Source organism: Leifsonia sp. C5G2 (assembly GCF_013359685.1).
GTDB lineage: Bacteria > Actinomycetota > Actinomycetes > Actinomycetales > Microbacteriaceae > Leifsonia.
Map to the genome: position 1 here is coordinate 170,870 of NZ_JABFMV010000002.1, position 24,000 is coordinate 194,869.

Annotated in this window: 19 protein-coding genes and 1 tRNA gene; 11 read left to right on the forward strand and 9 right to left on the reverse strand. The window is 71.2% G+C overall.

Annotated elements, in window-relative coordinates; all coding sequences use genetic code 11:
• Positions 1-18: 18 nt before the first annotated feature.
• The 3 genes from HNO83_RS03640 to HNO83_RS03650 all read right to left on the reverse strand — a co-directional run bounded on the left by HNO83_RS03640 (position 19) and on the right by HNO83_RS03650 (position 2,748).
• Complete coding sequence (locus HNO83_RS03640) at positions 19-954, reverse strand: FKBP-type peptidyl-prolyl cis-trans isomerase (protein ID WP_349627065.1); 936 nt, start codon at positions 952-954, stop codon at positions 19-21.
• Positions 955-1,027: 73 nt separating this feature from the next.
• On the reverse strand, positions 1,028-2,038 hold the full coding sequence (locus HNO83_RS03645; protein WP_175336159.1) for a tRNA (adenine-N1)-methyltransferase: 1,011 nt from the start codon (positions 2,036-2,038) through the stop codon (positions 1,028-1,030).
• Positions 2,035-2,748, reverse strand: coding sequence for an HAD family hydrolase (locus HNO83_RS03650; protein ID WP_175336160.1), 714 nt, complete (start codon positions 2,746-2,748; stop codon positions 2,035-2,037). The genes HNO83_RS03645 and HNO83_RS03650 overlap by 4 nt, the downstream gene beginning before the upstream one ends.
• 88 nt (positions 2,749-2,836) lie before the next feature.
• On the opposite strand from HNO83_RS03650, the gene HNO83_RS03655 reads away from it, so the two are divergent.
• Positions 2,837-3,772 carry a proteasome assembly chaperone family protein gene (locus HNO83_RS03655; RefSeq protein WP_175336161.1) on the forward strand — a complete coding sequence of 312 codons (936 nt, stop codon included), beginning with the start codon at positions 2,837-2,839 and terminating at the stop codon, positions 3,770-3,772.
• A 155-nt stretch (positions 3,773-3,927) separates the two neighbouring features.
• Here the strand turns inward: HNO83_RS03655 and HNO83_RS03660 are convergent, their stop codons facing one another.
• Both HNO83_RS03660 and HNO83_RS03665 read right to left on the reverse strand, forming a co-directional pair.
• Complete coding sequence (locus HNO83_RS03660; RefSeq protein ID WP_175336162.1) at positions 3,928-4,791, reverse strand: undecaprenyl-diphosphate phosphatase; 864 nt, start codon at positions 4,789-4,791, stop codon at positions 3,928-3,930.
• Between the two features lie 43 nt (positions 4,792-4,834).
• Entirely contained in the window at positions 4,835-6,154 is a 1,320-nt protein-coding gene (locus tag HNO83_RS03665) for a M20/M25/M40 family metallo-hydrolase (RefSeq protein WP_175336163.1), read from the reverse strand.
• Between the two features lie 132 nt (positions 6,155-6,286).
• Here HNO83_RS03665 and HNO83_RS03670 point away from each other — a divergent pair.
• From HNO83_RS03670 to HNO83_RS03685, 4 genes are all read left to right on the forward strand, one after another.
• A tRNA-Leu gene (locus HNO83_RS03670) sits at positions 6,287-6,371 on the forward strand.
• Positions 6,372-6,438: 67 nt separating this feature from the next.
• A complete protein-coding gene (locus HNO83_RS03675) occupies positions 6,439-7,425 on the forward strand; it encodes a cation diffusion facilitator family transporter (RefSeq protein WP_349627066.1) in 987 nt (328 codons plus the stop codon).
• Positions 7,426-7,463: 38 nt separating this feature from the next.
• Complete coding sequence (locus tag HNO83_RS03680; RefSeq protein ID WP_175336164.1) at positions 7,464-8,477, forward strand: helix-turn-helix transcriptional regulator; 1,014 nt, start codon at positions 7,464-7,466, stop codon at positions 8,475-8,477.
• Entirely contained in the window at positions 8,474-9,562 is a 1,089-nt protein-coding gene (locus tag HNO83_RS03685; RefSeq protein WP_175336165.1) for a VIT1/CCC1 transporter family protein, read from the forward strand. Before HNO83_RS03680 ends, HNO83_RS03685 begins: the two co-directional genes overlap by 4 nt.
• Here HNO83_RS03685 and HNO83_RS03690 read toward each other — a convergent pair.
• Complete coding sequence (locus tag HNO83_RS03690; RefSeq protein WP_175336166.1) at positions 9,559-10,053, reverse strand: DUF1707 SHOCT-like domain-containing protein; 495 nt, start codon at positions 10,051-10,053, stop codon at positions 9,559-9,561. The genes HNO83_RS03685 and HNO83_RS03690 overlap by 4 nt on opposite strands.
• A 162-nt stretch (positions 10,054-10,215) precedes the next feature.
• On the opposite strand from HNO83_RS03690, the gene HNO83_RS03695 reads away from it, so the two are divergent.
• The 6 genes from HNO83_RS03695 to HNO83_RS03720 all read left to right on the forward strand — a co-directional run bounded on the left by HNO83_RS03695 (position 10,216) and on the right by HNO83_RS03720 (position 20,406).
• A complete protein-coding gene (locus tag HNO83_RS03695) occupies positions 10,216-13,227 on the forward strand; it encodes a DUF7927 domain-containing protein (RefSeq protein ID WP_175336167.1) in 3,012 nt (1,003 codons plus the stop codon).
• Between the two features lie 78 nt (positions 13,228-13,305).
• Positions 13,306-13,596 (forward strand): DUF6504 family protein, encoded by a 291-nt coding sequence (locus tag HNO83_RS03700; RefSeq protein WP_175336168.1) that lies wholly within the window; start codon positions 13,306-13,308, stop codon positions 13,594-13,596.
• A gap of 54 nt (positions 13,597-13,650) precedes the next feature.
• Positions 13,651-14,493 carry a DUF3097 domain-containing protein gene (locus HNO83_RS03705; RefSeq protein ID WP_175336350.1) on the forward strand — a complete coding sequence of 281 codons (843 nt, stop codon included), beginning with the start codon at positions 13,651-13,653 and terminating at the stop codon, positions 14,491-14,493.
• 235 nt (positions 14,494-14,728) lie between these two features.
• Entirely contained in the window at positions 14,729-15,436 is a 708-nt protein-coding gene (gene imuA', locus HNO83_RS03710; protein WP_175336169.1) for a DnaE2-dependent mutagenesis accessory factor ImuA', read from the forward strand.
• Positions 15,437-17,002, forward strand: a complete 1,566-nt coding sequence (locus tag HNO83_RS03715) for a DNA polymerase Y family protein (protein ID WP_175336170.1) — start codon at positions 15,437-15,439, stop codon at positions 17,000-17,002. It abuts the gene before it with no gap.
• Positions 17,002-20,406, forward strand: coding sequence for an error-prone DNA polymerase (locus tag HNO83_RS03720; protein WP_175336171.1), 3,405 nt, complete (start codon positions 17,002-17,004; stop codon positions 20,404-20,406). Before HNO83_RS03715 ends, HNO83_RS03720 begins: the two co-directional genes overlap by 1 nt.
• 14 nt (positions 20,407-20,420) lie before the next feature.
• Here HNO83_RS03720 and HNO83_RS03725 read toward each other — a convergent pair whose 3' ends face one another.
• The 3 genes from HNO83_RS03725 to HNO83_RS03735 all read right to left on the reverse strand — a co-directional run bounded on the left by HNO83_RS03725 (position 20,421) and on the right by HNO83_RS03735 (position 23,912).
• Entirely contained in the window at positions 20,421-21,299 is an 879-nt protein-coding gene (locus tag HNO83_RS03725) for an AMP nucleosidase (RefSeq protein ID WP_249776478.1), read from the reverse strand.
• Positions 21,300-21,317: 18 nt separating this feature from the next.
• A complete protein-coding gene (locus HNO83_RS03730; RefSeq protein ID WP_175336172.1) occupies positions 21,318-22,064 on the reverse strand; it encodes a VIT1/CCC1 transporter family protein in 747 nt (248 codons plus the stop codon).
• 72 nt (positions 22,065-22,136) lie between these two features.
• Entirely contained in the window at positions 22,137-23,912 is a 1,776-nt protein-coding gene (locus HNO83_RS03735) for a DEAD/DEAH box helicase (RefSeq protein WP_175336352.1), read from the reverse strand.
• Positions 23,913-24,000 lie beyond the last annotated feature (88 nt).

Below are 24,000 nucleotides of genomic sequence, written 5' to 3' on the forward strand. Positions count from 1 at the left end.
CGTCCATCCTAGTCCGCGCTAGCGCACCCCGAGGATGTCGACGACCCACGCAGCGGCGGGAACCTGGCCCTCCGCGGGCGCCTCGACGACCACCTGCGAGCCGACCTTCTTGCCGACCAGCTGGCCGAGAACGCTCTGCGGGAGCGCCTGGTTCAGCTGGCTCTGGCCGGTCCCGATCGAGACGATGTCGGGCGAGCCCGACTGCCAGCTGGAGAACACCACGTTCTTGTTCTCCCAGCCCACCGCCGTGTACTGCAGGATGGCGATCGAGTCCTTCTTCACCGTCGCGCCGTCGCCCGCCTTCAGCTCTTCGGTGCGCAGCTTCTTCGGGGCCCCGCCGGACGACGGGATGGTGATGCCCGGCTGGCCGGTCGGCGCGAGCACCACGGTCGGGAAGCCCGACACCGACGGACGGACCGCGCCGTCGGCCTTCGACAGGTAGGCCTTCAGGATGTCGACCACGAGCACGCCGGAGCTCGACGCCCCGGTACCGCCCGCGTCCTTGGGCGAGATCACGACGGCGACGCGTGACCCGACCGGCGCGCACTGCAGACCCTTGCTGAGCGCCGCGTTGCCCGAGCCGAGCGCGAGCGGGTAGGTGTCGCCGCTCCCGTACGAGGTCTGCTGGACCTGACCGGTCTTGCCGTCGAGGATCGTGTACTGGATCTCGACGACCTGGCCCTTGTGCACCTGCTCGCCGGTGCCCTCGGTGAGGATGCTCCGCTCCGACTTCGTGGTGTCGAGCGGCGTCGGGATCGTGATCTTCGGCTTCGAGCCGATCTTGCCCGTGGCCTCGACCAGCTGCGAGGCCTTCCCCGACGGCAGGGCCGTGCCGCAGTCGGTGTTCGGGTCCGTGGAGCAGCCGGTCAGCGCGACGGCCACCAGCCCGGCGGCTCCGATGACGGCGGCGATTCTGCCGAGCGCGGGTGCGCGGCGACCGGTTGCGTTGGGCACGGGTCCTCTTTCGATCCGAACGGCGGGGGTCTGGGCTGTCCGCTGTCGCGGCACGATGTCCCGGTTTCTCATGCTAGCCGACGCCCGGAGCGTCCTCGTCCGCATCCCGCCCCTTTGCCAGCTCCGCGCTGGCCGTCGCCTCCCGCATGCGCTTGCGCAGGCTCTTGGGGCTGGACTGCCGCTCGCCGAGCGCGCCGGGCGTCCAGGCCTCGACGTCCTCGTCGGAGTAGTCGGACTTGGACGGGCGGCGCTTCAGCTCCGGAAGCACCGTCCCTGGGGCGAGCCGGCGCGCGGTGATGAGGAAGCCGGTGTGCGCGATCATGCGGTGGTCGGGACGCACCGCGAGGCCCTCGACGTGCCAGCCGCGGACCATCGTCTCGCTCGACTGCGGGTGCGTGTAGTCGCCGGAGGCCCGGATGGCCTCCGCGACCCGCGACAGCTGGGTCACGGTCGCGACGTAGCAGAGCACGACGCCGCCGGGCTTGAGCGCCTCGGTCACCGCGCCGAGCGTCTCCCACGGCGCCAGCATGTCGAGCACGACACGGTCGACGCTCCCCGGCTCGACCGCCTGCGGCAGGGTGTCCTGCAGGTCGCCGACGGTCACAGTCCAGTTCTCCGGGTCGCCGCCGAGGAAGGTGGCGGCGTTGGCGCGGGCGACCTCCGCGAACTCCTCGCGGCGTTCGAACGAGTGCAGCCGTCCCTCCGGGCCGATCGCCCGCAGCAGCCACAGCGACAGCGCGCCGGAGCCGACGCCGGCCTCCACCACCGTCGCACCGGGGAAGATGTCGGCCAGGGCGAGGATCTGCGCCGCGTCCTTCGGGTACACGATCGCGGCGCCGCGCGGCATCGACATGACGAAGTCCGTCAGCAGCGGGCGGAGCGCGAGGTGCTCGACGCCGGCGTTGTTGGCGACGACCGAGCCGTCCGGCAGGCCGATGATCGCGTCGTGCTCCAGAACGCCGCGGTGGCTGTGGAACAGCTTCCCCGGCTCGAGGGTGATCGTGTTCATCCGGCCCTTCGGCCCGGTGAGCTGCACGCGGTCGCCCGCGCGGAAGGGACCGGAACTGCGTGGCGTCTCGTTCATCGGGCCGCCGCCTCCCTGCGTGCCCGGGCCACCGCGATGACGTCCTCTGCGCTCCGGCCCTCCAGCGTCGGCCAGAGGGTGTGTTCGTCCGATTCCGGGAGCGGGACGATGTGCGGGACGCCGATCGCCGTCGCTCCCGCTTCCACGGCAGAGGCGAGACCGACCAGCGAGTCCTCGATCGCGACCGCGTCGCGCACGTCGACGCCGAGCAGCGCGGCGGCCTTCAGATAGGGGTCCGGGGCGGGCTTCGGCGCATCGACCTCGTCGCCGCTCACGATGACATCGAACGCGGGGAACGGGATGTGGCCGACGATCTGCTCCGCCATCCGCCGCACCGACATGGTGACGAGCGCGGTGGGGATGCCGCGGGCGCGCAGCTCCTCCAGCAGCTCGCGTGCTCCGGGGCGCCACGGCACGCCCTCCTCGTCGAGCTTGCGCTGGACCCGGTCGGTCAGCCACTGCACGATCTCGTCCGCCTCCATCGCGACGCCGTGCGAGCGCAGGATCTCGGCCGAGTTCCAGAGGCCGAGGCCGACGAGCAGCAGGCCGTCGTCGTGGGTCCAGGTGCCGCCGAACGACGCGACGAGCTCCTGCTCCGACGCCATCCAGTACGGCTCGGTGTCGACGAGGGTGCCGTCCATGTCCCACAGCACGGCGGCGGGCAGGTCGGAGGCGGGCGGTTGTTCGCTGCGGGGGGAAGACGCGGTCACAACGGGCAAGTCTATCGGGAGGGGGTCGGGCCTATCCTTGAGGGATGGCGTCCCGACTCAGGCGCCGGGAAGGGACGGGGACAGCTTCGTGACAGACGGACAGAACATCCTCGGCGGCCGCATCCTGGTGGTGGCCTTCGAAGGCTGGAACGACGCCGGCGAGGCCGCGAGCGGTGCGGTGAAGACGCTGAAGGAGCAGCTCGACGTCGTGCCGGTGGCCGAGGTCGACCCTGAGCTCTACTTCGACTTCCAGTTCAACCGGCCCGTGGTGACCGACGACGACGGCCGGCGCAGGCTGATCTGGCCGTCCGCGGTCATCTACGGGCCCTCGCTGCCCGGCCGCATCGGGGAGGACCTCGCCGGCGACGCCGAACTGACGGTCACCGGCGACAACGCCGGCAACATCTTCCTGCTGCTGGGCACGGAGCCGTCGCGCAGCTGGCGCAGCTTTACCGCCGAGATCATGGATGTGGCGCTCGCCGCCGACATCGGAGCCGTCGTCTTCCTCGGCGCCATGCTCGCCGACGTGCCGCACACACGGCCGATCTCGGTGTTCGCCTCGAGCGACAACGCCGCCGTGCGGGCCGAGCTCGGGGTCGAGCGGTCGACGTACGAGGGACCGGTCGGCATCCTGAGCGCTCTCGCCGAGGGCGCGGAGGACGTGGGCATCCCGACGATCATGATCTGGGCGTCCGTGCCGCACTACGTGCACAATGCGCCGAGCCCGAAGGCGGTGCTCGCGCTGATCGACAAGCTCGAGGAGCTCGTCGACGTCACGATCCCGCGCGGCACCCTCGTCGATGAGGCGGCGGCATGGGAGGCGGGCATCGACGCGCTGGCGGCCGACGACGAGGAGATGGCGTCGTACATCCAGCAGCTGGAGCAGGCGCGCGACACGGTCGACTCGCCGGAGGCCAGCGGCGAGGCGATCGCGCAGGAGTTCGAGCGCTACCTGCGCCGCCGCGGCGACGGCCGTGACGGCGGCACCGCGGGCCGCGCGCCCGACGACCCGCGCCGCGGCTGACCCGCCGCGCCCTCGCGCTATTCGTCACGAATGCGCGCCATTCGTCACGAATAGCGCCCGTTCGTCACGAGTCGCCGCCTGACCATTCCAGGCACCCGCGCCATTCGTGACGAATCGCGCCCGTTCGTCACGAGTGCCGACGGGCGTGTCGCGGCTCAGGCGGCCAGCACGCCCGTCCCGAGCAGGATCATCAGCAGCACGCCGAGCGCGATGCGGTAGATCACGAACGGCAGGAAGCTGCGGCGCGAGATGTACCCCATGAAGAGCGCGATCACGAGCAGCCCGACGACGAAGGCGACGAGCGTGGCGGCAGCCGTCTCGACCGGGCCGAACACCTCGACCGTGCAGGTGCCGGCCTTCGCCAGCGCCTCCGTGCACGGCTCCTTCACCGCCTTGTAGAGCTGGTAGAAGCCGCTGCCGAACACCGCGGGCAGCGCAAGCAGGAACGAGTACCGCGCGGCGGCCCTGCGCTGATAGCCCATGAACAGTCCGGCGGTGATCGTGCCGCCCGAGCGCGAGACGCCGGGGATGAGCGCGAGTGCCTGCGCCAGGCCGAAGACGATGCCGTCGACCCAGGTCAGCTCCCGCAGCCGCTTCGTCTTGGCGCCCACCCAGTCCGCGATCCCGAGCAGGATGCCGAACACGATCAGCGTCGTCGCGACGATCCACAGCGAACGGAACACCGTCTCGATCTGGTTCTGGAAGAAGAGCCCGAGCACGACGATCGGGATGCTGCCCAGGATCACCAGCCAGCCCATCCTGGCGTCGGGGTCGTTGCGCGGGATGCGGCCGAACAGCGCCCGGAACCACTGCGCGACGATCCGCGTGATGTCGCGCCAGAAGTACAGCAGGACAGCGGCCTCGGTGCCGAGCTGGATGATCGCGGTGAACCGCGCGCCCGGGTCGGCCCCCGTGCCGAGCAGCTCTCCCACGATGCGGATGTGCGCGGACGACGAGATCGGGAGGAACTCGGTCAGTCCCTGGACGAGGCCCAGGATGAGGGCGTTGAGGAAGTTCATGCGTGGCGTGTGATCCCGGTGGTGAGGTGGGTAGGACGCGCGTTCAGTAGGCGCGCAGCAGGTCGCGGAGCACGGTCCTACCGAACACTAGCGCGTCGAGCGGAACCCGCTCGTCCACGCCGTGGAACATGCCGGGGAAGTCGAGGTCGGCGGGGAGCCGCAGCGGCGCGAACCCGTAGCCGGTGATGCCGAGCCGGCTCAGCGCCTTGTTGTCGGTGCCTCCGGAGAGGAGGTACGGCAGCACCGGCGCGCCGGGGTCGTGGCGTTCGAGGGTGCCGGTGATCGCATCCACCAGGCCGCCGCCGAACTCCGCCTCGAGTCCGATGTCGCGGTGCATCACCTGGATCTCGATGTCGTCCCCGATGAGCTCCCGCACGCGGGCGAGAACGGCGTCCTCCTCGCCAGGGAGGGTGCGGATGTCGATGAGCGCCTCCGCCGTGTCGGGGATGACGTTGTGCTTGTACCCGGCCTCGAGCAGCGTGGGATTGGTGGTCGCCCGCAGGGTCGCCAGGATGAAGCCGGCAGCGGTGCCCGTGCGGATGACGACCTCGTCCGGCCCGACGCGCTGCGGGTCGACGTCGAGCAGACGGCCGAGCTCTCCGATCAGCCGCTCGGTCGTCGCGGTCAATTGGACGGGCCACTCCTCGCGCCCGAGCGCGACCACGGCCTCGGCGAGCCGGGTGATCGCGTTCTCGCGGACCAGACGGGAACCGTGGGCCGCGCGCCCTCGTGCGATGAGCTTGATCCAGACCAGGGACTTCTCCCCCGTCTGCAGCAGGTAGGCACGCCGGCCGGCCAGATCGATGGAGTAGCCGCCGACCTCGCTGATCGCCTCGGTGGCGCCCGTGAAGAGCTCCGGCTGCGTGTCGACCAGGAAGTGCGACCCGCGCCGGCCGCCGTCCTCCTCGTCGGCGAAGAACGCGACGACGAGGTCGCGCTCCGGCCGCTCCCCCGCCCGCAGGATGTCGCCGACCGCGGTCAGGATCATCGCGTCCATGTTCTTCATGTCGACGGCGCCGCGGCCCCAGAGCAGGCCGTCTCTGATCTCGCCGCCGAACGGGTCGACCGTCCAGTTGCGGGGATCGGCGGGAACGACATCGAGGTGACCGTGGACCACCAGGGCGGGCTTGCCCGGGTCGCGGCCGTCGACGCGTGCGACGACGCTCGCCCGGCCGGGATCGGACTCGAACACCTTTGGCTTCAATCCCAGCTCGGCGAGCTTCGCCTCGACGTACGCGGCGGCCTCCGCCTCCCCGTTCGACCGGCCCTCGCCGTAGTTCGTGGTGTCGAACCGGATCAGGTCGCGGGCGATGACGGCGGTCTCGTCGAGGGCGGGCTCGGTCGCGCGGCGTTCGTCGGTCATCCCCCAACGCTACCTGCCGTGGCCGACCGTGGTCCCGCCACGCCCGGGGCGTGTGGACAAGTCATCCGACTGTGGGAAACCGTGCTAATGTCTTTCTTCGGCAGCCGGACAGGTTCGGCGGCCGACACCTGAGTCCGGGTGGCGGAAATGGCAGACGCGCTAGCTTGAGGTGCTAGTGCCCGTATAGGGCGTGGGGGTTCAAGTCCCCCCTCGGACACAACTGAAGGCCCCGGTCGAATCGACCGGGGCCTTTCTCGTTCTCCGCCCGGGACTATGGTGTCGCTGTGCCCGGCAAGAAGCGGTCCTCCTCCAGCCTGTTCACTGTGCTGCTCGCCTTCGGCGCCAACATCCTGGTGGCGATCGCGAAGACCGTCGCGGCCGCGATCACCGGGTCCGCCTCGCTCGTGGCGGAGGCCGCCCACTCGTGGGCCGACGCCGGCAACGAGGTGTTCCTGCTCCAGGCCGAGCGTTCCGCGGCGCGCCCGCGCGACGACGCCCATCCCGGCGGCTACGGCCGCGACGCCTACGTGTGGAGCCTGTTCGCCGCAGTCGGTCTCTTCACGGCCGGCGCGGTGGTGTCGATCATGCACGGTGTCTCGGCCCTCGGTTCTGACGAGCAGGACACCGACTACCTGGTCGGCTACCTCGTGCTCGCGGCCGCCTTCGTCTTCGAGGGCATCTCCTTCATCCAGTCGTACCGGCAGGCGCACGCCAAGGCGGCGACCTCCGGCACCGGCACGTTCGAGCACGTCCTGCGCACCTCCAACCCGACCCTGCGGGCGGTGTTCGCCGAGGACTCGGCCGCTCTGGTCGGACTCGTCATCGCCTTTCTCGGCCTCCTCCTTCACGAGCTGACGGGCGACCCGTTCTGGGATGCGCTCGGCTCGATCCTGGTCGGCGTGCTGCTGGCGATCGTCGCGGTCGTCCTGATCGAGCGCAACCGGAGCTTCCTGGTCGGGAAGCAGGGCTCCGACCGTGCGTGGCAGCTGGCGCTCACCGCGCTGCTGCAGCATCCGGAGGTCGAGAAGGTGACGTACCTGCACCTCGAGTACGTCGGGCCGGAGCGGTTCTACCTCGTCGCCGCGGTGGACCTCGTCGGCGACGACCGGGAGTCTGATGTCGCCGCCGATCTGCAGTCCGTGGAGGCGGAGCTCGAACACTCCGAATGGGTCACGGAGGCCGTGCTCACCCTCTCGCGGCCGGGCGCGGAGGCCCTACTGCCCACACCCGACGCGGACTCCGACGCGGACACCCGGGCATTGCGGCCATAGCGGTCAGAATGCGACCGCATGCTGTGCACAATGGAGGCATGGCAAGTACCGGCTCCCGAGCGCTCCAGCTCCTCTCCCTCCTCCAGACCCACCGCTACTGGCCGGGACACGAACTCGCCGACCGGCTCGGCGTCTCGCCGCGCACGCTCCGGCGCGATGTCGAGCGGCTGCGCGACCTCGGCTACCCCGTCGACGCCACCCGGGGCGTGGCCGGCGGCTACCAGCTGGCCGCCGGCGCCTCGCTCCCCCCGCTCGTGGTCGACGACGACGAGGCCGTCGCCCTCGCCGTCGGCTTGCGCACCGCCGCGCAGAGCGGCATCGCCGGGGTCGACGAGGCCTCCGTCCGTGCGCTCGCCAAGGTCGTGCAGGTGATGCCGCCGCAGCTCCGGCGCCGGGTGGACGCACTGCGCACCACGACGCTCTCCACGACCTTCGGGCCCGGCCCGACCGCCGACGCCGGTGTGCTCACCGTGCTCGCGCAGGCCTGTCGCGACGAGGAGCGGCTGGACTTCGCCTACGTCGCCCGCGACGGCCAGGCGTCCACGCGTACGGTCGAACCGCACCGGCTGGTCTCGATCGAGCGTCGCTGGTACCTCGTCGCCTACGACCTGACGCGCTTCGACTGGCGCAGCTTCCGCCTCGACCGCATCGCCGAGCCGCGCCCGACCGGCACGCGCTTCCGGCCGCGCGCCCTCCCGGCCGAGGACGCCGCCGAGTACGTCCGCGAGTCGTTGCACTCCGCCGTCGAGCCGATGGTGGTGGAGGCGATCGTCGAGGCCCCGCACGACCGCGTGCTCGACGTGCTCGGCCGCTGGGCCACCGTCGAGGAGCGGGAGGACGGCACCTGCCTCGTCCGCATCACGGCGGACAGCGCCGACTGGGCGCTGTTCGGGCTGGCGGCCGTCGACGGCCCGTTCCGCATCGTGGGGCCGGAGGAGGCGGTCGTGGCCGCGGCCGACTGGGGCGAGCGCTTCACCCGCTCCGCTGCGGCGCTCGGGATGGATGCCGCCGCGGCCGCCCCGGAGAACGACGCCCTAAGATCGAAGGGATGACGACCGCCGCCCGCACCCCGAGCACCGCCGACATCCGGCGGTGGCGCCGTTACCTCGCCGACGAGCGGGCGGAGGCAGCGGTGTACCGCGACCTTGCCAGCCGCAGGCAGGGCGAAGAGCGCGAGATCCTCCTCGCCCTGGCCGAGGCCGAGCGCCGGCACGAGCAGCACTGGGTCACCCTCCTGGGCGAGCGGGCCGGGAAGCCGCTGCGCGGCGATCTGCGCACCCGGATGCTCGGCTGGCTCGCCCGGCGCTTCGGCTCGGTCTTCGTGCTCGCGCTCGCCCAGCGGGCGGAGGCGCGTTCCCCCTACGCGGACGACGTCGACGCGACGCCGCAGATGGCGGCGGACGAGCAGGTGCACGAGGAGGTGGTGCGCGCGCTCGCCGCGCGCGGCAGGCAGCGGCTCTCCGGCACCTTCCGCGCTGCCGTCTTCGGTGCGAACGATGGCCTGGTGAGCAACCTGGCGCTCGTGCTCGGTGTGAGCGCCAGCGGCGTCCCGACGCACGTCGTGCTGCTGACCGGCATCTCCGGTCTCCTCGCCGGAGCACTGTCGATGGGTGCGGGCGAGTACGTCTCCGTGCGCTCCCAGCGCGAACTGCTCGAGGCGTCCACGCCCAACCCGGCCACCGGGTCGGCGCTCCCCCACCTCGACGTCGACGCCAATGAGCTCACGCTCGTCTACCGCGCCCGCGGGATGGCACCGGACGAGGCCGCGGAGCACGCCAGGAAGGTGCTGTCGAGCCTGCAGCCGGTCACATCCCCCGTCCCGATCGCGCCGGCGGAGACCGGGGACGAGCACGAGGCGATCGGCACCGGCTGGAGCGCCGCGCTCTCGAGCTTCTGCTTCTTCGCCTCCGGTGCGCTCATCCCGATCATCCCGTTCCTGTTCGGGATGACCGGCACGGCCGCCATCGTCGTCTCGGCCGTGCTCGTCGGGATCGTGCTGCTCGGAACCGGCGCCGTCGTGGGCCTGCTCTCCGGGGCGTCCCCGCTCAAGCGCGCCGTGCGGCAGCTGCTGATCGGCTACGGCGCCGCCGCGGCGACCTACGTGCTCGGCCTGCTCTTCGGCGCCACCGTCGGCTAGCGCCTCCTGCCGCCGTCGGTGCCGTACGCGATCGCCCCGACCAGAGGGATGAGCAGGAACCACAGCCACGAGTACTGGTAGCCCCAGGCGTAGCCGGTGATGAAGAACAGGATCACCGACACGAACGGGATGATCGACACGGCGAGCAGACCCCACCGGCTGGACGGCTCCCGGCCGCCCCACCCCGAACGGCCGTCGTACGGCTGCTGCGGGTACGGCTGCTGGGCGTACTGCGGTGCGGGGTAGGCAGCGCCCGGCTGGGCGCCCGGACGTGTGTGCGCGTCGAGCTGCAGACCGCCGGGCAGGTCGGCGAACAGCGGCGCGAGATCGCCGCGCGTGACGGCGGAACGCGCCGATGCGATCCGCGACTGCAGCTCGACGTCGGTGAGCCTCCCCTGGGCGGCGTGGGATTGCAGTGCCGCGACGGCACGCTCCCGCTCGTCGTTGCTGAGGCGCAGCGACGCTTCGGACGGATCGGTGATGTCTGCCATGACGTCAGTATCGCAGCAGGCCGTCCCGAATGGCCCCGTCGACGCAATGCATTCATTACGGCCGCTCCGGCGTCACGGCCCCGGCGCCGCTCCCGTCATCCTAAGTAGCGGTTCATTCGACCGCCCGAAGCGATGTCGACTGAAACAGGAAACGTTCTCGTCATGAAGTGGCCACGTCCGGCTCCGTCCGCCCGCGACCGCCGACGTCCGCCGGCGGCCTACCTGCTCGCGTGCATCGCGGCGGGCGTGATCGCCGCGGCCCTGATCGTCCCCATGGCCTTCTCCAACGCCACGACGACGACGGCATCGACCACGTACAAGACGGCGACCAATGAGACCGCCGCGTCCGCCGCGGCATCGTCGGACGCCCCGGGCGGGGAGAAGATCGGCTCCGCCAAGCCGGGCGACACGCTGAAATGGGTCGTCAGCTACGCCAACAAGACCTCCGCGAATGCCACCGTGACCCTCACCGACATCCTGACGAACGCGGGTGCCTACGTCCCCGGATCGCTGGAAGTGCCACCGCTGGCCAATCCGAAGGGCACGTCGACCCCGCGGTACACCACAAACGGCGGTGGCGCCTGGTCGAGTGGCACTCCGCCGGCGAAAGCGAACGGCGTGGGTCTCGACGGAACCCTGGTCCCCTCCGGAACGCGACAGCTGTCGTCCGAGTTCGTCGCTCCCCCGACCGCCGCGCTCACGTTCAACGGCGGCGATGCGTACAACATCGCGTTGCACGGCGATCTGATCTACGGGATCGGTCATCATCAGACGGGGGCCGTCGTGTCCTGCTCACGGTATGACGGCACCACCTGCCCCGGATGGCCGACGTCCAGCAACTGGCAGGCCTGGTCCAGCGTCGTCGGCACTCCCATCGGCTCGGGTACGAAATGGACGGGGTTCACGGCGATGCAGGCGGGCGCCTGGGTCGCCGGAGACCGGCTCTACTGGTACGCCGGCACGGCCGACGGCTCGAGTCAGGGCGTCGCCTGTCTCGACCTCTCGACGACCACCCCACGGAGCTGCGGCTACGCCGCGCGGACGGGGAGCGTGACCCGTGCGTCCGGATTCGGCGCGCAGATCGGCGGCACGGCGATTCCCGCCGTCGACGGCAACCTCTACGCCGCGGCCAGCAGCAACGGTGCCCTGGTGCTGGTGTGCACGACTCCGAGCGGCGCGTCGTGCCCGGACATCACGCTGGGCGCCACCGGCTGGAAGAGCCACGGCTACTACAGCGCGGCCGTCTACGGCGACTACGTGTTCGCCAGTGCCCAGCGGACGACGGCCGACGCATGGTCCACCTTCTGCTACGACCTCAAACTCAAGAGGATCTGCAACGGATCGTTGAACGTCTGGCCGGCCTCCTCCTCGCCGGCGGCCGTCTTCACCGGCACCCCGTTCGCGCCCATCCTCTCGAAGACGGGGACGGTCACCGGCGTCTGCACCTTCACCAACGGCACCGGCACGTCCTCCACCTGCTGGAACCTCGCGGGGACGAAACTCGCCGCCAATCAGAACCCGTACGCGGGCACGGGCGCCTCCATCTCCATCACCGGACACGCTGCCGGCGATGCGCTGGTGATCGGCACGAAGGTCTACCTCTCGGCGGGCAACCAGGTGATGTGCCGGGACTTCGCCGCATACTCCGGCACCGGGACCGTCGCGGCGTGCGCCGGCTTCGTCCCCGTGTCCAACGCGTACAACTACACCACCCGGACCGCGTCGATCATCGCTCCCGACTGCCTGGTGGCGACCGGGGACGCGGGCATCGTGAGCTTCTTCCACGCGTCGACCGGCGGCAAGTGCGCGCAGACATCGAGCAAACCGCAAGAAGTGACCGTGACACCCTCGTCGTTCTATTGCGGGTCGGGAGCCGCAGCTTTCACCGGTTGGGACGCACTGCGCATCACCGGGCTCACCAGCTCGGCGTACCGCAACGCCCTCGTGACCCTCCGCGACCAGAACGGGAACGCGATCCGTGGGTTCGACGCGGTGACCGTCACGGCGGGCGGGTCGCTGGATCTGTCGTCGGTGCCCACCACCGTGACCTCCATCACGGCAACAGTGACGCTCCAAGGGGTCACCGCGCCCGGAAGCCTCCCCAGCGCGCAGGTCGACATCGCCTGGGTCGGCGCCCCGGTGCAGGTGTGCTTCCGAACCACCGCGCCGGCCGTCGCATGCGATGCGGCGGCGCCCCTGACCCTGTCGAACACGGCGAAGGCCGTCACGACCTCCTCGGCGGGCACCGACGCACCCGGCGGCAATTCCACCGGAGCCGTCAAATTCCTCGTGAAGGCCGACGCGTCGCAGTGCTCGCTGGAGATCACGAAGACGTCGGGAAAGCAGTCGGCCAGGCCAGGGCACAAAGTCGACTACACCATCACCGTCAAGAACACCGGTTCCCAGGCCTACGAGAAAGCATCCTTCTCGGACGACCTGATTGACCTGCTGAAAGACGCCTCCTACAACAACGATCAGGTCACGACCGCCGGCACGGTGACGTACGCGCAACCGATGCTCTCGTGGACCGGCGCGCTGGCACGCGGGGCGGCCGCGACGATCACGTATTCGGTCACGGTTCGAAACCCGGCGACAGGCGACCAGGAACTCCTGAACACCGTCGTCTCCACCTCCCCGCGCACGAACTGCTCACCCGCCTCCGGCGATCCGCGCTGTACCGTGAAGGTCCCGGTCGAGGTGTCCGATCTGGTCTGGCGGAAGGTGGATTCGACTTCCGCGGCGAACATCCTGGCGGGTTCTGCGTGGACGCTCACACCCGTCGACAGCAAGGGCAACCCGACGGGTCCGGCACTGCCGATCGCGGACTGCATGGTCTCCGGCTCGTCCGGCTGCGCCGGGGCCGACATCGACTCCCTGGGCGGGGCCTTCCGGATCACCGGCCTCGGGCCGGGCACCTATCGACTGGTCGAAACGCAGGCCCCGGCCGGATTCCAGCTGGCCACGGCCCCGATCACGCTGACGATCGCCGACTCGTCGAAAACGGTCACTCTCTCCAACATCCGGAACACGCAGATGCCCGTTCCGCCGCTTCCCTTCACCGGCGGGCTGAGCAGCGACGCGCTGACCCTGGGCGGCTCAGGCCTGCTCGGCGGGGCTGCGATCCTGCTGCTCCTCCGATTCGTCCGGCGACGTCGCGCCACCCTGCGGCAGTGAAAGGCTTCGGCGGTGTGACTTCCGGCGCAAGCGGCTACACTGATTCGAACATACGTTCGATAGCCGAGGTGAACGAGCATGACCGAGATCGACGAGGCGGTCGCCGTGTGGACGACCGACGACGGCGTCCCCACGCGCTTGGTGTGGCGATCCACCCGCTACCGCGTGTCGGACACCCCGACCGTGTGGGCGGAGGTGTGCGCGTGGTGGCGCCCGTTCGGCGAGCACCGCTACACGGTGGGCAGCCTGCCCCGGCAGATCGGGGGCTGGCGGTTCCAGGGCACGAGCGATGACGGCGACGCGCACGTCTTCGACGTCCGTCACGACGCGCTCGACCGCACCTGGCGGCTGGTGCGCGTCTTCGACTGACCCCAGCGTGGCACCGCGCGGGGGCGCGTCCGGGCGCATAGCCTCCATCGAGTGATGGACGACCGCTACGGAACCGATGTGCTGGCAGGCGACTGGCGGAGCGCCGGACGCACGCCCGTACCCGACGTCGAGGCCGTGCGCGACCTCGTGGTCGAGGAGGCGGCGAGCGGATTCTGCGGCGCGATCACGCGTCTCGAGGCCCAGACCGTGGAGCTGGAGGACTACTTCGGCAAGAAACGGGTGTTCCCCCTGACCGGCTCATTCCTCATCGACGGGTCGCCCGTCCGGCTCGTCGCCCCGCGGCGGACCCCGGACGGCCGCACACGCACCGCGTCCGGCTCGTTCGCCGTCGGCGACCAGAAGGCGCGCGTCGCCCGGGCGAGCCGCATCTTCGTGGAGGGCCGCCACGACGCCGAGCTGGTCGAGCGCGTCTGGGGCGACGACCTGCGCGTCGAGGGCGTCGTCGTGGAGTACCTCGAAGGCGTGGACGACCTGGACGCGATCGTGAAGGAGTTCCGGCCCGACCGCGGCCGGCGCATCGGCGTGCTCGTCGACCACCTGGTCGCCGGCTCCAAGGAGAGCAGGATCGCGGAGCAGGTCGCCCGCGGGCCGTACGGCGAGCACGTGCTGGTGGTCGGGCATCCGTACATCGACATCTGGCAGGCGGTGAAGCCCGCGCGCGTGGGGCTCGCGGAGTGGCCGCGCATCCCGCGATCGGTGCCGTGGAAGCACGGGATCTGCGCCGCCCTCGGCCTGCCGCACGAGAGCCAGGCCGACATCGCGCGCGCCTGGAAGCGCATCCTCGGACAGGTGCGGTCGTACTCCGACCTGGAGCCGGAGCTGCTCGGCCGCGTGGAGCAGCTGATCGACTTCGTCACGGAGCCGCAGGGGCGCTGAGCGGGGGCCTTGCCGCCTGAGGCTTCGGTCGGAGATCCGGCCACGGTTCGTTCGTATCTCCGACGTCGGGCAGCCCAGACGGAGATTCGAACGTTCGAGCGCTGGTGCAGCAGAGGCGGGCTCGCGGTCGCCTGTGTCAGCGGGCCGGCGTACGCTGTCGTGGCACGACGGGGAGTTCTCCACAACCCGCAGATTTCTATTTGCGCGGTTCGAACATATGTTCGAAAATGGGAGCATGACATCGGCAGCTCCCCACCTCCGCGAACCGGTCGCCGACCGGGCGCAGGTGCATGAGCTGCAGACCCGCATCCGGCAGATGCAGGCCACCAAGCTCGAGAGCCGCACGCTGCAGACGCATCCCGCGCTCTCGCCGCTGCTGCCGGGCGGCGCGCTCAAGGCCGGGGCCGCCTATTCGGTGCGGGGGTCGACGACCCTGCTGATGGCCATGCTGGCCGGGCCGAGCGCCGCCGGGGCATGGTGCGGCGTGATCGGCATGCCCGACTTCGGGGCGGAGGCCGCAGGGCGGTTCGGCATCGACCTGGAGCGCCTGGTGCTGGTGCCGCATCCCGGCGACGACTGGCTGACGGTGACGGCGGCGGTCGTCGACGTGCTCAGCGTGGTCGTGGTGGCTCCGCCCTCCCGCGCCCGAGACGGCGACATCGCGCGGCTGAGCGCCCGCCTGCGGCAGCGCGAGACGACCCTCATCGTCGCGGGCGACTGGCCGCAGGTCGAGGCGACGCTGACGGTTGCCCGCAGCGGGTGGGACGGGCTGGGCACGGGCAACGGCTACCTGTCGTCGCGCCGGGTGACCGTGGAATCCGTTCCACGCGGCGGCTCCGGGACCCGGCGCACCGCCGAGCTGTGGCTGCCGGCACCAGACGAGCGGTTCCTCGCCGAGCGCTCCGCCGTCTCCGGCCCGACGCGGCTCGAGGCGGTGGTGTAGATGGCGGGCAGTGTCCAGCAGGCCGTCACCCGCGCGATCGTGCTGTGGTACCCCGACTGGCCGATCGTGGCGGCCAGACAGGCGCTCGAGCTGCCCGACGATCTGCCGGTGGCGCTGGTCGAGAAGGGCGTCGTCTTCGCCTGCTCCGCGGCGGCTAGAGCCGACGGAGTGAAGCGCGGGCTGCGGATGCGCGAGGCGCAGTCGCGCTGCCCGCAGCTCGAGGTGGTGCCGTACGACCCGGCGCTCGACGCGCGCGCGTTCGAGCCCGTGCTCGCCGCGATCGAGGAGATCACGCCGGGGGTCCAGCCGGTGCGGCCGGGCACCTGCGTGCTGCGGGCGCGCGGTCCGGCGCGGTACTACGGCGGAGAAGAGGAGGCGGCCGCCGAGCTGCTGCGCTGCCTGGAGGGGCTGGAGCTGCCGGCGGCGCGGGTGGGCGTCGCCGACGGCCCGTTCGCGGCGGAGCAGGCGGCACGCTCCACCGGGTCCGCCCGCGTGCGGGTCATCCCTCCTGGCGGCTCCCCCGCCTTCCTCGCTCCGCTGCCGGTCTCCCAGCTCGGCCTCGCCGAGCTGACGCCGCTGCTCCGGCGGCTCGGCCTGCATACCCTCGGAGACCTCGCCGCCCTCCCCCGCGTCGACCTGCGGGAGCGGTTCGGCGAGCGGGGCGAGCTGGCGTACACCCTCGCCAGCGGGCTCGACTCCACGGCCGTCGTCCCCCGCACACCGCCGAAGCAGCTCGACCGCGCCATCGAGTTCGAGCCGCCGCTCGACCGGGTCGACCAGGTGACCTTCGCCGTCCGCGGCACCGCGGAGCAGTTCGTCGCCGGCCTCACCAAGGCAGGTCTCGTGTGCACCTCGCTGCGGGTGGAGGTGGCCGACGAGTCCGGCCGGGTCAGCGAGCGCACCTGGCTGCATCCCCGGTTGTTCTCCGCGCCCGACGTCGTCGACCGGGTGCGCTGGCAGCTGCAGGGCGCGGGGTCCGTCGACAGCGGTCTGGCATCGCCGATCGCCCGGGTGATGCTCGAACCGGTGGCGGTCGACGACATCGGCCACCACGAAGACGGCCTCTGGGGTGGAGGAGCCGACGAGCGCATCCACCACGGGCTCACCCGCGTGCAGAGCATGCTCGGGCACGAGGCCGTGGTCACGGCGACGATCGGCGGAGGCCGGGCTCCCGCCGAGCGCCAGGTGCTCGTTCCGTGGGGCGACCGGCCGGTTGGGGTCGCGCGCGCCGACCGGCCGTGGCCCGGGTCGCTGCCCGCTCCGGCGCCGTCGACGGTGTTCGAGGTGCCGCGTCCCGTCGCCGTGCTCACCGAGGAGGGCGCATCGGTCGAGGTCACCGACCGGGGCGACGTCACCGCACCGATCGCCCGCTTCTCCCCCACGGGCGCTGCGGCCGACGCCCGGCCGGTCGACTCGTGGGCGGGGCCGTGGCCGGTGCGCGAGCGGTGGTGGGACGCCACGCTGTCCCGCGCGATGCACCGCTTCCAGCTGGTCGACGCCGACGGCACGGCGTGGTTGCTCGCCCTGGCCGGATCCGGCTGGTTCGCCGAAGCACGGTACGACTGATGGGCTGGAACAACCCGCCCATCCCGTGGGCAGAATTCGAGCGACGGCTCTCCGGCCGTCGTACCGGGCAGCAGGCCGACGAGCGGCCGTCGTCGCGCAAACGGCAGAAGTACGTTCCGCAGGCCATCCCGGAGGCCACCGAAGGCGCCGTCCCGTACGCCGAGCTGCACGCGCACAGCAACTTCAGCTTCCTCGACGGCGCCTCCTCGCCGGAGGAGCTGCTTGAGGAGGCCACCCGGCTCGACCTGCACGCCCTGGCGCTCACCGACCACGACGGCCTCTACGGCGCCGTCCACCTCGCCGAGGCGGCGGAGGCCTACGACAGGGTCGAGACGGTGTTCGGCGCCGAGCTGTCGCTGTCGCTCAGCAAGCCGCAGAACGGAGAGCCCGACCCGGAGGGCAGTCATCTCGTGGTGCTCGCCCGCCGCCAGGAGGGCTACCACCGGCTCGCTTCGGCGATCACGGCCGGCCAGCTCGCCGGAGAGGAGAAAGGGCGCCCGGCCTACCGGCTCGACGAGCTCGCCGAGCAGTCCGGCGGCCAGTGGATGGTACTGACCGGCTGCCGCAAAGGCGACGTCCGCCGCGCCCTCTCCCGCAGCGCAGAAGGGGCAGAGCGCGGAGAGCGCGCCGCGGAACGCGAGATCGCCAGGCTGGTCGACCTGTTCGGGGCCGGCAACGTCCTCGTCGAGCTGATCGACCAGGGCGGCCCGCGCGACTCGACGGACAACGACATCCTCACACGCATCGCCGGCCGGCTGGGGCTGCCCACGGTCGCCACCAACAACGTCCACTACGCGAGCCCGGCCCAGTACCCGCTCGCCACGGCGGTCGCGGCGGTGCGCGCCCGGCGCAGCCTCGACGAGCTCGACGGCTGGCTGCCCGCCTCCGGCGCCGCCCACCTGCGCAGCGGTGCCGAGATGGCACGGCGGTTCGCCCGCTACCCGGGCGCCGTCGAGCGCACGGTCGAGGTGGCGGACGACCTCTCCTTCCGTCTTCGCAGCGCCCGCCCGAGGCTCCCGAAGCTGCCGGTGCCGGAAGGGCACACGCCGATGAGCTGGCTCCGCGAGCTCACCTGGCGCGGCGCCGCCGAGCGCTACCCCGACCTCGACCGCACACCGCAGAAACGGGAGCGCATCGAACGCGAGCTCGACGTGATCGAGGCGAAGGACTTTCCCGGCTACTTCCTCATCGTCTACGACATCGTCCGGTACGCCCGCGGGCAGGGCATCCTCTGCCAGGGCCGCGGCTCCGCCGCCAACTCGGCGGTCTGCTACCTGCTCGGCATCACCGCGGTCGACTCGATCAAGTACGACCTGCCGTTCGAGCGCTTCCTCTCCAGCATGCGAGAAGAAGAGCCCGACATCGACGTCGACTTCGACTCCGACCGCCGCGAGGAGGTCATCCAGTACGTCTACCGCACCTACGGCCGGCACAACGCGGCCCAGGTCGCCAACGTCATCACCTACCGGCCGAAGAACGCGGTGCGCGACATGGCCAAGGCGCTCGGCTACTCCACCGGCCAGCAGGACGCCTGGAGCAAGCAGATCGACTCCTGGGGCACCGTCCAGACCAGCGACGACCACGACATCCCGGGCGATGTGGTCGGGCTCGCCCAGCAGGTGCTGAAGTTCCCCCGCCACCTCGGCATCCACTCGGGCGGCATGGTGCTCACCGACCGGCCCGTCGGCGAGGTGTGCCCGATCGAGCACGCCCGGATGGAGGGCCGCACGGTGCTCCAGTGGGACAAAGACGACTGCGCCTGGATGGGTCTGGTGAAGTTCGACCTGCTGGGCCTCGGGATGCTGTCCGCGCTCGACTACGCCATGCGCACCATCGAGGCGTCGCTCGGCGAGCGGTGGACGCTCGACAGCATCCCGAAAGAAGAGCAGGGCGTGTACGACATGCTCTGCCGGGCCGACTCCATCGGCGTGTTCCAGGTGGAGAGCCGCGCCCAGATCGGCACCCTCCCCCGGCTGCAGCCGCGCAGCTTCTACGACCTCGTGATCGAGATCGCGCTCATCCGGCCCGGTCCCATCCAGGGCGGCGCGGTGCACCCGTACATCCGCCGCAAGCTCGGCAAGGAGCCGGTCACCTACCTGCACCCGTCGCTCGTGCCCGTGCTCGAGCGAACGATGGGCGTTCCTCTGTTCCAGGAGCAGCTGATGCAGATGGCGGTCGCGGTCGGCGACTGCACGGCGGAGGACGCCGACCTCCTCCGCCGTGCCATGGGCTCCAAACGCGGCGTCGAGAAGATCGGGGCGCTGAAGGCCAAGCTGTACGACGGGATGGCGCACAACGGCATCACCGGAGACGACGCCGACGCCATCTACGAGAAGATCGAGGCGTTCGCGAACTTCGGGTTCGCCGAGAGCCACGCCATCAGCTTCGCCCTGCTGGTCTACGTCAGCTCCTGGATGAAGCTGCACTACCCCGGCGCGTTCCTCGCCGCGCTGCTCCGCGCCCAGCCGATGGGGTTCTACTCGCCCCGCACCCTCACCGCCGACGCCCGCCGGCACGGCGTCGTGGTCCACCGGCCCGACATCCAGCGGTCCGGCGTCTTCCCGCTGCTCGAACCGCTCGACGACCGCCGGCCCGGCCCCACCGGCAGCGACCCGTGCCTCGAGACCGACCAGCCGCCGATCGACCCGTTCGACCCGGCGGTCGCCCTCGACTTCGCCGCGCACCGCCGCGACGCCGGGCACGCCGTCCGGCTGGGTCTCGCGGGCGTCACCTCCATCGGCGAGAAGCTGGCCGAGCGCATCGTCGCCGAGCGCGAGGCGTCCGGACCCTACCGCGACCTCGGCGACCTCGCGCGCCGGACCGGCCTCAACACCGCCCAGCTGGAGGCGCTCGCCGCGGCGGGGGCGTTCGAGGGCTTCGACCTGAGCAGGCGGCAGGCGATCTGGGAGGCCGGCAACGCCGCGCAGGAGCGCCCGGAGTACCTCGCGGGCACCGCGATCACGGTCCAGCCGCCCCTCCTGCCGATGCTCTCCCCCGCCGAGCAGCTCGCGAGCGACCTGTGGTCCACGGGCATCTCGACCGACGACCATCCGATCCGCTTCCTGCGCCCGGCCCTCGCCGCGCGCGGCGTCTACCCGGCCGACCGGCTCGCCGGCGGAGAATCCGGCCGTCGCATCGAGGTGGGCGGCGTCGTGACCCACCGGCAGCGGCCCGCCACCGCCGCAGGCGTGACGTTCCTCAACATTGAGGACGAGACCGGCATGGTCAACGTGGTGTGCCCGGTCGGGGTCTGGAACCGCTACCGCCGGGTGGCCCGCCAGGCGCCGGCGATGATCGTGCGCGGCATCCTCGAACGCAGCGAGGAGGGCGTCGTCAACATCGTCGCCGACAAGCTCGAGGCGCTCGACACCGGTATCCGCACCGTCTCCCGGGACTTCCGATGACGTCGCTCGCCTGGCTATTCCTCGAAGCGCAGGTGGCGCACGCTGCGGCCGTTGCGACGCACCAGACGAAGCGCCTCCACCCCGATCCGGATGTGCCGCTCGACGAAATCGCGCGTGACCCCGCGGTCGCTCTCCGCCGTCTTCACGCCCTCCGGCGTCATCGGCTGGTCCGACACCAGCAGCAGCGCGCCGCTCGGGATGCGGTTCGCGAAACCGGCCGCGAACACCGTCGCCGTCTCCATGTCGACGGCCATGCAGCGCGTCCGCTTCAAGTACTGCTTGAAGGTGTCGTCGTGCTCCCACACCCGGCGGTTCGTCGTGTAGACCGTCCCCGTCCAGTAGTCCTGCTGGAAGTCCCGGATCGTCGACGACACGGCCCGCTGCAGCTGGAACGCGGGCAGCGCAGGAACCTCCGGCGGAAGGTAGTCGTTGGAGGTGCCCTCGCCCCGGATGGCCGCGATGGGCAGCACCAGGTCGCCGAGCCGGCTCTTCTGCTTCACCCCGCCGCACTTCCCGAGGAAGAGCGCCGCCTTCGGGCACACGGCGCTGAGCAGGTCCATGACCGTCGCCGCGTTCGGGCTGCCCATCCCGAAATCGACCATCGTGATGCCATCCGCGGTCGCGTTCGGCATCGACCGGTCGAGCCCCCGCACCTCCGCGCCGTACCATTCGGCGAAACGCTCCACATAGTCGCCGAAGTTGGTCAACAGGATGTACTCGCCGAACTCCTCCACCGGCGTGCCCGTGTAGCGCGGCAGCCAGTCGCGGACGATCTCGGCCTTGTCCTTCAGTCCCGACTTCGTGACGACGGTCTCCGCGCCACCCCCGGTCGGCGAAGCCGCTCCCGGCGTCACCGTTCCGGCCGTCTCGTCCGTGTTCTGCGCATCCACCATCCGGCGGCCTTCCTCTCCCTAACCGGCGACCGTCGTCCCCAGCAGCGAACCGACGATGAACGTCGCCGCCAAGGCCAGGGCGCCACCGATCACCACTCGGATCATCGCACGTCCGCGCGGGCTGCCGCCGATCCATGCGGCCACGTAGCCGGTGATCGCGAGCGCCAGCAGCACGGCGACGAAGGTGACCGGGATGCGGATTGCGGGCGGGAGCAGGATGGTCAGCATCGGAAGGATCGCACCGCAGGTGAAGGCCACCGCAGAGGCGAGCGCGGCGTGCCACGGGCTCACCACGTCGTCCTGGTCGATGCCGAGCTCGGCGGAGAGATGCGCCGCGAGGGCGTCGTGCTCGGTGAGCTCGATCGCGACCTGGCGCGCCGTCGCCGGCGAGAGCCCACGCTGCTCGTACAGGCCGGTCAGCTCGTCCAGTTCCTCCTCCGGCATCTCCGCCAGCTCCCGGCGCTCCTTCGCGATGAGCGCTCGCTCGCTGTCCCGTTGACTGCTGACGGAGACGTACTCGCCGAGCGCCATCGAGATCGCACCACCCACCAGGGCGGCGAGCCCGGCCGTCACGATGGCCGGAATCGACTGGGTGGCTCCCGCGACACCGACGACGACCGCCGCCACCGACACGATGCCGTCGTTCGCGCCGAGCACCCCGGCTCGCAGCCAGTTCAGCCGCTGCGCCAGGCCACCGCGATGCGGTTCGTCCGGGTGCTGCGCGGCGCCGGGCTCCCGCCCGGCCTCTCCACTCGTCTCGCTCATGCGCTCAGCCTAGGAAGTGCACGTGCCGAGCGCCACGAAGGTACGGCGAGCCTAAGACCGTCGCTCAGGCACCTAGTGCGAGCCCAGCCGCTTGCGCAGGAAGTCGATCCGCGCCTGCAACTGCGTCACGCTCGCCTGCGCGACCGCGGGACCGCCGCAGACCCGCCGCAGCTCGGCGTGGATGAGACCGTGTGGCTCCCCCGAGTTCTTCGAGTACAGCCCCACCAGGCTGTTCAGCAGCTGGCGCTGCTCCTTGAGCGTGCGGTGCAGTGGAGCGGGAGGGTGACCCTCTGCCGCAGCGGGTCGGGACGAGTGCCGCCGCGCCTGACGCTGCTGGCGCTGAAGCAGCAACTCGTGCACCTGGTCGGGCTCCAGGATGCCGGGGAGGCCGATGAAGTCCAGCTCCTCATCCGTACCCGGCACCGCGAACCCGCCGAACTCCTTGCCGTCGTACAGCACCCGGTCGAAGTTGGCCTCCGAGCCGAGCGCCTCGAACGCGAACTGCTCGGTCAACGCCTCCGACGCGCGCTCCTCGCGGTTCGCCTCCGCGACCATCGCGTCCTCGGGGTTCCACAGGTCGCCCTCGGCATTCGGGTCCGCGACGCGGTCCAGCGCGTGATCGCGCTCCAACTCGAGCGCATTCGCCAGCGCCATCAGCGCCGGAACGTTCGGCAGGAACACCGACGCGGTCTCGCCGCGACGGCGGGCGCGTACGAAGCGGCCGATCGCCTGCGCGAAGAACAGCGGGGTGGAGGCGCTCGTCGCGTACACCCCGACCGCGAGGCGCGGGACGTCGACGCCCTCCGAGACCATCCGCACCGCGACCATCCAGCGCGAGTCGCCTTTCGAGAACGCCTCGATCCTGTCGCTCGCCTCCTTCTCGTCCGACAGCACGACGGTCACGGGCTCGCCGGAGAGCTGCTGCAGGATGTCGGCATAGGCGCGCGCGGCGTAGTGGTCGGTGGCGATGACGAGCCCGCCGGCGTCGGGGATGGCGTTGCGCACTTCGGTCAGCCGCCGGTCGGCGGCCGACAGCACGGCCGGGATCCACTCGCCGCGCGGGTCGAGGGCGGTGCGCCACGCCTGCGAGGTGATGTCCTTCGTGTTGCCCTCGCCGAGCCGCGCCTCCATCTCGTCGCCGGTCTTGGTCCTCCAGCGCATGTGGCCCGCGTAGACCATGAAGATGACGGGGCGGACGACGCCGTCCTCCAGCGCACGGCCGTACCCGTAGTTGTAGTCGGTGACCGAGGTGCGGATGCCCTGGCGGTCGGGCAGATACGTCACGAACGGGATGGGCGCGGTGTCCGAGCGGAAGGGGGTTCCGGTCAGCGAGAGCCGTCGGGTCGCGCGCTCGAAGGCGTCCCTGATGCCGTCTCCCCAGCTGAGCGCGTCGCCGCCGTGGTGCACCTCGTCGAGGATGACGAGCGTCTTGTGGGCTTCGGTGATGTCCTTGTGCAAGCTGGGCCGCATGGCGACCTGCGCGTAGGTGACCGCGACGCCACGGTAATGGCGGGCATACCGCCCGTCCGAGTTCTTGAAGTCGGGGTCGAGGTGCAGGCCGACCCGCGAAGCCGCCTCCGCCCACTGCCGTTTGAGGTGCTCGGTCGGCGCGACGACGGTCACGCGCTCGATCACGCGCCGAGAGAGGAGCTCGGTCGCGAGCCGGAGCGCGAAGGTCGTCTTGCCTGCGCCGGGCGTCGCGGCGGCGAGGAAATCGCGCGGCTCGTGCACGAAGTAGGCGTCGAGCGCCTCCGCCTGCCACGCACGGAGTTTGCCCGCCGTTCCCCACGCCGCACGCTCCGGGAAGGAGGGCGACAGGTGCTCTGCGGCGAAACTGCCCGCGTGCACGCCGGGCCGCTCGGACTCCTCGGCGGGGTCGTCCGGAACGGGTGCTGCTGCTGTCTCCACTTGGACCAAATCTACCCGAGCCCGCTGA